The 7,271-nt window shown below is 43.8% G+C and carries 8 protein-coding genes; 2 read left to right on the forward strand and 6 right to left on the reverse strand.

The features are described from left to right. The 3 genes from AB7U21_RS09090 to AB7U21_RS09100 all read right to left on the reverse strand — a co-directional run. The coding region (locus AB7U21_RS09090; protein ID WP_428388467.1) for a 4Fe-4S dicluster domain-containing protein at window positions 1–290 on the reverse strand (290 nt) is incomplete at its 3' end. A gap of 4 nt (window positions 291–294) precedes the next feature. Beyond that, a complete protein-coding gene (locus AB7U21_RS09095; protein WP_428388469.1) occupies window positions 295–1,269 on the reverse strand; it encodes a YbgA family protein in 975 nt (324 codons plus the stop codon). A gap of 52 nt (window positions 1,270–1,321) precedes the next feature. Beyond that, the gene (locus tag AB7U21_RS09100) at window positions 1,322–2,764 is read right to left on the reverse strand and encodes an aminoacyl-histidine dipeptidase (RefSeq protein ID WP_333787565.1); all 1,443 of its coding nucleotides are present in this window, start codon (window positions 2,762–2,764) and stop codon (window positions 1,322–1,324) included. A gap of 136 nt (window positions 2,765–2,900) precedes the next feature. Between AB7U21_RS09100 and AB7U21_RS09105 the strand changes: the two genes are divergently transcribed. After that, complete coding sequence (locus AB7U21_RS09105) at window positions 2,901–3,437, forward strand: O-acetyl-ADP-ribose deacetylase (protein WP_333787564.1); 537 nt, start codon at window positions 2,901–2,903, stop codon at window positions 3,435–3,437. A gap of 350 nt (window positions 3,438–3,787) precedes the next feature. Then, window positions 3,788–4,495 carry a type 1 glutamine amidotransferase gene (locus AB7U21_RS09110; protein ID WP_428388472.1) on the forward strand — a complete coding sequence of 236 codons (708 nt, stop codon included), beginning with the start codon at window positions 3,788–3,790 and terminating at the stop codon, window positions 4,493–4,495. Between the two features lie 38 nt (window positions 4,496–4,533). Here the strand turns inward: AB7U21_RS09110 and AB7U21_RS09115 are convergent, their stop codons facing one another. The 3 genes from AB7U21_RS09115 to AB7U21_RS09125 all read right to left on the reverse strand — a co-directional run bounded on the left by AB7U21_RS09115 (window position 4,534) and on the right by AB7U21_RS09125 (window position 7,071). Then, window positions 4,534–5,235, reverse strand: coding sequence for a class I SAM-dependent methyltransferase (locus AB7U21_RS09115; RefSeq protein WP_333787562.1), 702 nt, complete (start codon window positions 5,233–5,235; stop codon window positions 4,534–4,536). A gap of 268 nt (window positions 5,236–5,503) precedes the next feature. Then, a complete protein-coding gene (locus tag AB7U21_RS09120; RefSeq protein ID WP_428388474.1) occupies window positions 5,504–5,704 on the reverse strand; it encodes a hypothetical protein in 201 nt (66 codons plus the stop codon). Between the two features lie 158 nt (window positions 5,705–5,862). Further along, window positions 5,863–7,071: a glycosyltransferase gene (locus AB7U21_RS09125; RefSeq protein ID WP_428388476.1), complete on the reverse strand. Its 1,209-nt coding sequence runs from the start codon at window positions 7,069–7,071 to the stop codon at window positions 5,863–5,865. Window positions 7,072–7,271: the final 200 nt, after the last annotated feature.

The raw sequence follows: 7,271 nt of genomic DNA on the forward strand, positions 1-7,271 counted from the left end.
TTTGCAGGCTCCTTACCCTGCTCTGCCAGCAGCTTGCGCTCGTACTGGATGATATTCGTTATAGGAATATCCACAGGGCATACGTCATCACATGCACCGCACCTTGTGGAAAGATAGATGTTATTGAACTCATCCTCAGTAAGCTCCTCTCCTGCGAGTATCTTTGACAATGACCCGATCTTGCCCTGAGGAGTATAGATGTTGCCTGCTGTGACCATGTTCACAGGGCACACATCCCAGCATTTCTTACAATCGATACACAGATCAGCCAGTTCCTGTAATTTATCCATGAGATCAGCCCTGCTTCCAGAAATCCTTATCCCTGTCCTCATCCACTTCCATTATAAGCTCTTCGGGATAAGGCAGTAGGAATGAATGATATGCAGGGTCCTTGCCGGACATAAGAAGATGCAGCTTCAATAACTCCAGAACCGTGCTGAAGCAGATCTTGTTCTGCTCGTAACGGCCAAGCACAGCCTCAAAGAAGTGCTTTTCCTTCTCCGCCACATCAGCAGCTATTGACTGGAACATTGCCCTTGAGGCCTGAATGTTAGCCCCATGGTCCGGTGGTCTTACCATCAACTGTTTCAGCAGGGCCTCAAGTTTTTCCAGTATTTTGTCCATCGGCTTCGAGCCATCCTGCACCAGTCCGAACATCTTCACCTGAATGTCTTTGTTATATGCCAGGAAAAGAAATTCGTTCCTGTTCAGGAAATCCTGCACATCCTCCGTGCTTGGAGACTTTTTGAGCTGTCGCAGGTCTGCAAATGTATACAGATGAGTGAGGTAATGCTGTCTTATCCTGGTATTGCGCAGCCTGTCCTCCTCTTCCAGAGGATAGCCCGGATACCTTTCCAGTAGTTTCCCTGCAAAGAAACCAGTACCCCTTTCCACCACCGGCGCGTTCTCCACGCCTGCATATATCTTGATGTTGCGAAGCCCTATGGTCGGGGATTTGGACTTGAATATGAAGCCATCCACTTCCTGCAGATCCTCTATGAAACCCTCGGTGAAAGAGTTCATCCTGTCTGTGAGATCTTCACCAGTGGCTGGCTGAACGAGCCTGTAAGACCCGTCCTTACGCACTATCCGGATTGTTTCCCGCGGCACCCCCAGCCCGATCTCCACTTCCGGGCATACTTTTATAAAGTCAACGAATGGTTCCAGGTCCCTGACGATGCGGGAATGTATCACCTGACCATCATACCGTACCTTATCGAATTCCAGACATCTGCTAACTACCACTATAGGCCTTGGAAATTTTCTCATAGACTCCCCTCTTTTATCCTTAGTAGTATTTACTGTCAGAAAGTATAAAATGTCACCTGAAAGAAGCAAGCAGAGCTACAAGGAACTCCCATGTCCGTGACACTGAAGGGATATAGAGCCGCTCATCCGGAGAATGTGGGTTCTTTATGGTAGGTCCGAACGAGATCATATCCAGACCCACGAATTTAGATCCGATGACGGCACATTCAAGACCCGCATGTATCACCTCTATCCTAGGATCTTCGCAGCAAACTGAAGAAAATGCTTCCTTACATTGCTGCAGCAGGGGAGACCTCATGTCCGGCTTCCACGAAGGATAACCGTCACTGTTAAACACCGTTGCCCCGGCTGATCTGGCCAGCGCATTTATTCTCTCAGTAAGATGTGCAAGTTTTTCCATGTCAGAACTTCTCTGGCTTGTGACAATGGTGATACTGTCCTGTGATGTTTTTATAGTAGCAAGGTTACTGGATGTCTCGACAAGGTCCGGCAGATCAGATGACATGGAAGCAACACCATGTGGCAGAGAAAACAGCAACCCGACAAGTTTCGCTGCAGTGCCGGGAGAAATAGCTTGCAGCTTATCATCAAATCTCGCCTTTTCGATCCTCAGGCTCAATCCAGGTTCTCTGTCAGCATATTCTAAGCGCAGCTCACTTTGCAGCTGTGCAATGATCGATCCCATCTCTTCGAAGCTGTCCCCTGGATAGGCCAGGATAGCCTGTGAGTATCTGGGAATAGCATTGTGGGCTTTACCCCCATCGACAGATATCAGCATTATAGTTGGATCCAGCAGTTTTTCAATAGCTGCCGCAAGCACCTTGTTAGCATTTACCCTCTTTTCGTGAATATCCACACCAGAGTGACCACCAGCCATGCCCTCGGCAATGAGTCTGCAGATGCTATAAGACCCCGGAATAGAAATACGGTCTATGCTCATCTCAATTCGGGTAGTGATACCGCCTGCACAGCCTACAATGAAAACGCCGTCTTCCTCAGAATCAAGGTTAAGTAAGACCTTCCCTGAAATGAAGTCGGGGGTCAGGGCATTGACACCCTGCATTGAGGTTTCTTCATCTACAGTAAAGAGCAATTCCAGAAGAGGGTGAGCGATTGTTCTATCCTGGGCAAGTTCGAGGGCCATGGCCAGAGCAATGCCATTGTCAGCACCCAGACTAGTGCCGTCAGCCCTCAGCCAGTCACCATCATAGACCAGCTTAATAGGGTCCTTGCTAAAATCATGATCCACTGACTCGGCTTTCTCACATACCATATCCATGTGGCCCTGGATGAGCACCGAGGGTGATCTCTCGTAGCCAGAAGACGGCGGAACAGTGATCACTACATTATTAACGCTATCGAACTTGAAGCTGAGTTCGTGGGATAACGCCCATTCCTTGAGCCAGTTTGCTATGCGCTCCTCATGTTTTGAACACCGTGGAATGCTGCTGATCTGTTCGAATATAGAAAGAATGCTTTGTGTACGCTGGTCCATGAAATTATCATTGTCTTTATTAGTATTTTACCATACACATTGATCATGTACATTGATCATGCAAACCCACCTGGATTTATATGCACAGGGTCCTAAACTATATACAAAGGATAAGGAGAGAACAAGGAGCATCACTATGATGGAAATAGCTGAACGGATCTCGGTCATAATGGATGACATCGTGACACAGCAGGTCGATGCCATCGTTAATGCAGCTAATAATTCATTGCTTGGCGGGGGCGGTGTGGACGGAGCGATCCATCGGGCAGCTGGCCCGGAACTGCTTGGAGAGTGCCGTAAGCTTGGAGGATGCCCCACCGGAGAGGCGAGGATCACCAGGGGATACAACCTGCCTGCAAAATGGGTGATACACACTGTAGGACCTATATGGAAAGGAGGCACTCACGGAGAGGACAAAATGCTCTATCGTGCATACCAAAGTTCCCTGGAACTTGCACAGCAATATGAAGTAAGATCTATTGCGTTCCCGGGAATAAGTATAGGAGCTTATGGTTTTCCTGTAGAGAGGGCTGCGGGCATCGCTGTTCGGTCCGTGTGGGATTTCCTCACTGAAGCGAATACTATCAACAAAGTAATCCTGGTGTGTTACAATCAGACAGCTTTTGAAAAGTATTCGGAAGCTTTGCACAATACTGCAAGTAACATGAAATAAAAATAAACGATGCCTAACAGTTCATCCAAAAAAAGTCTGTAAGGAGAAAGCACCTCATCATCATTAGAATTAGTATATAGCAAAGTGAAGAAAAGATTAAATAGTTGAATAACAAAAGTTGTATTGCTGAGGCAAGGATAAATCCCAAAAAAAGTTGGTTGGTTGGTACGAGATCATCGGTGGTACGATGATGGCTGGCAAAAATGCCTAAAAACGGAAAACGGTTCCTTTCCCCTTGATACAGAGGAAAGGAACCCTTCAGCATTATCTCTTTTGTTCCTGTTCTGGCACTTCCGTTCTTTGAAAACCTGGCGATGCACATATATCTTTTCAAAACTCCTCATTTATCCATGACAGTCCTGATAGTCAAGAACTGTGCCAGAGAGGGACCCGGAACTCTGGGAGAGATCCTCCGCAGCAATAGTATCGAACAGGAGATCGTTGAAATTGAACGTGCCGAAGAGATCCCTGATCCCACAGGCTATGAAGCACTGATAGTGATGGGAGGTCCGGCCAGTGCAAATGACACGACAAAGGCAATGAAGCAGGAGATCGCCGCAATACAACAGGTTGCAAGGGCAGATATGCCGTATCTGGGGATCTGTCTTGGCATGCAGGCTCTCGTTAAAGCCTGTGGTGGCAGGGTCATAAGGAATCCCATAAAAGAAGTGGGATGGAAGGACTTACATGGAAAAGAGTTCTCTCTGGAACTTACACCGGCAGGTCAGAAAGATACTATTTTTAAAGGACTGGAAGCAACATTACCCATATTCCACCTGCACGGGGAAACTGTGGAGCTGACACATGACATGCAGCTGCTGGCTACGGGAAAGCATTGTCGTAACCAGGTGGTCAAAGCAGGGAACAATGCCTACGGATTCCAGGGGCATCTGGAACTGACAGCATCCATGCTGGACACGTGGCTGGCCGAAGACGATGACCTGAAACAGCTCTCATCTGAAGAAGTAAAGCGTGACCACGCTGCCGTAAGGGAGGAATACGAAAGCAACTCGAAAAAGGTATTCACTAATTTTTTAAGGACAGCAGGGATACTGTAGAGTAAAGAAAGATCGATGTTATGGAAAAGTTCAGGATATTACTTCATGCAATAAAATCCAGCCTGCATGTAGGAATACCATAGTATTTCCACGGTCCTAAAACCAGCTTCCTTCAATGACCTGAGATGGTCTTCTACTGTGATGGGGAAATATTCCACGTCGAAGCGGGCAAGGTGTTTATCCACTTCTTCCTGGGATTTCCCCATGGACAGCTGGAAATTGCCCCAGTATTGCTTCCCGAGGATGATACCTGCTTCTGTAAGGGGCCGTATGTTCTCAAATGTTATGTAAACCCCCTCTTCTTTTAAGAGGTCATAACACACTTTTGTTGCTTTGACCCTCTCTTCAACACATAGGTAATGATGACATTGAATAGCAGTTATTACATCTGGTTTGTCGCTACGCTCCCATTTAAGGTCCTGTGTGGAGGAAGGTTGCATGAATTCCAGTCTTCCGGTTGGGCATTCGGATAGTTTTGCCCGCGCTTGCTGCAGCATACCCTCAGATGGGTCCAGTAACAAAAACCTGGTATTAGGAAATTCCCTAATTGCCTTCTTAACAAATGAACCAGTGCCGCAACCTGTGTCCAGCCACAGGTCCGGTGTGAATGGCAGTGCTTTGACAAGATAGAGGGCTTCCTGATGAATAGAGGCATAATATGGAATCACTCTGGATACTTGGGTATCGTAATCCTCGGGTAGGTGAGGTGTAGAGTTAGGAGAGGGTTGTACATCTGACATGATGAGAAATTCAATTCATCTTACTTCAGACTTTCTTATGCAGGGTTCGATCAGGTGCTTTCACTCAGTTGACACACTGCCTCATGCATGCAACTCCAAGTATCCACAATGTCAGTTATCAGGGCTCATGGACGCGACTTCTGGGATACCGCTTTTCTAACCCTTTGAAAATTACTGTGTTCTTAGCATAGCGCCTGATAGGCAGACCATTGATTTGAAAATTATATAATGGGAGAAGAACCCCATCTTAAAAAAAGCAAATAAAGGATCAACTATCTTTGAATCTCGTTCGGTCACCTGGACTTTGATCGCTTGTATCACGAGGATTATCATTGTCCTCATCTACTCCATTTCTTGGCTGATCACCAGATTCCCCTAAATAATTTTCATCTCCTGACACTACAGCTGCCCCACTGAGAGAAGCTGCAATGAAAAGTATTGCTAATATCAGAACTAATATTTTCTTCATATTTAGTACCCAATAAAATTATATATAAGCCTTTATTTATACCTTTTTGCTTTGCAATGAATCTTCATTTGATTATTTTTAAACTTTATACAGAGTAGATAGATCCCAAAACTATCGTTGTGGGGATATCTCAATATATTCTGCACATTCATAGAGGATCAATCAGCTGCATACCTCTTCTTATGAACAGGTAAAGTATTTTTACCTAATCTTTTGATCTTGTTCCAGGATGCTTTCTTGCCTGTTGTGAAGTGGAACAGGGCTTTTATTGTTATCAAGTTAACATACTGAATATATAACATATAGATGGGAGTAAAAAGAATTAATTTTTTATTCTCTTTATCTAGATGGAAGGTATATAGGAATATGATACACCTTGATAGAATTACCATTAAAAAGATAGCTACGGCATTGTAAGAGATATTGAAAAAGATATCTGCTATCATTATTAAAGGGGTTGATAATGTTAAGAAGATCTCCAGAATTAATGAGATCAGGATATAGGGGAGTCCAATTAGACCCATTCTTGTTGATTTGAATAAGATGGGTTTATGCTTTTGAATGACTTCAAAAAGACCATAACTCCACCTGTAGCGCTGTTTGTGAAAGTCATGAAGAGATTCAGGGGATTCAGTATAAGCAATTGCACTACTAATGTACTCGATCTTATAGCCTTTTTTGGCAAGTGTTACTGTTACATCCATATCTTCAACAAGGGTATCTCTGGAATAGCCACCTACTTCTACCAATTGGGTTTTTCGGAATGCTCCAATTGCACCTGAGATTATTTGCATACAATTTAAATATGCAAATGCTCTCCTTTGGATGTTAAGACCGGAAATATATTCAAGAGATTGAAGTTTTGTTAATAATGTGTTACGATTAGAGATCTTTATGTTTCCACATACTGCAATTATTTCAGGATCTGAGAAGGGAGAAATTAATTTTGAAAGGGTGTTGGGTAAAAATATTGAATCAGCATCTAAACTGACAATGATCTCACCTTTAGATTTCCCAATTCCATAATTGAGAGCTGAAGCTTTACCACCATTTGGTTTTGCAAAAGTTCTTATGTTGGGATCTGTTAAAGAATTGGCTACTTCGAGAGTATTGTCAGTGCTACCATCATCTATTATTAGAACTTCATAATTCTTATATGTTTGAGACAGAATACTGGTTACACAGTTTTTAAGTGTGAGGGCTTCATTGTAGCATGGGACAATGACCGATACAAGGGGAGAATAATTTGTTAGTTCATATTTTTTGGTCGAATAATGCAAATATGAAAGTGCTATCAGAACTATTGTTTGAAATGTTAGTATCATTCCAACAATAGATAAAGAGAAAGTTATAGTGTCAGAAGTCATGTATTTACCTCAAAAAACAATGATTTTAGATAGTGAGTCAGAGTTAATGTTTTTGTGATTAATAGGAAAACGTGGATCTACCATCTCTGGGAAGTCTCCACAATAAGTCAACATATTTCCATTTCCAGTCTTTTGGAGAAACTGCACCTAAAGCAGGATGTACGCAAGCAATAGTGCAACAGAAACTATGCAATTGTTCG

Source organism: Methanomethylovorans sp., from assembly GCF_050177135.1.
Taxonomy (GTDB): Archaea; Halobacteriota; Methanosarcinia; order Methanosarcinales; family Methanosarcinaceae; genus Methanomethylovorans.

Bases quoted from the DNA above. Each gene is read 5' to 3' on its own strand.
- AB7U21_RS09125 (WP_428388476.1), bottom strand. From the start codon at position 7,071: ATGACTTCTGACACTATAACTTTCTCTTTATCTATTGTTGGAATGATA.
- AB7U21_RS09120 (WP_428388474.1), bottom strand. From the start codon at position 5,704: ATGAAGAAAATATTAGTTCTGATATTAGCAATACTTTTCATTGCAGCT.
- AB7U21_RS09110 (WP_428388472.1), top strand. From the start codon at position 3,788: ATGACAGTCCTGATAGTCAAGAACTGTGCCAGAGAGGGACCCGGAACT.
- AB7U21_RS09115 (WP_333787562.1), bottom strand. From the start codon at position 5,235: ATGTCAGATGTACAACCCTCTCCTAACTCTACACCTCACCTACCCGAG.
- AB7U21_RS09100 (WP_333787565.1), bottom strand. From the start codon at position 2,764: ATGGACCAGCGTACACAAAGCATTCTTTCTATATTCGAACAGATCAGC.
- AB7U21_RS09095 (WP_428388469.1), bottom strand. From the start codon at position 1,269: ATGAGAAAATTTCCAAGGCCTATAGTGGTAGTTAGCAGATGTCTGGAA.
- AB7U21_RS09105 (WP_333787564.1), top strand. From the start codon at position 2,901: ATGATGGAAATAGCTGAACGGATCTCGGTCATAATGGATGACATCGTG.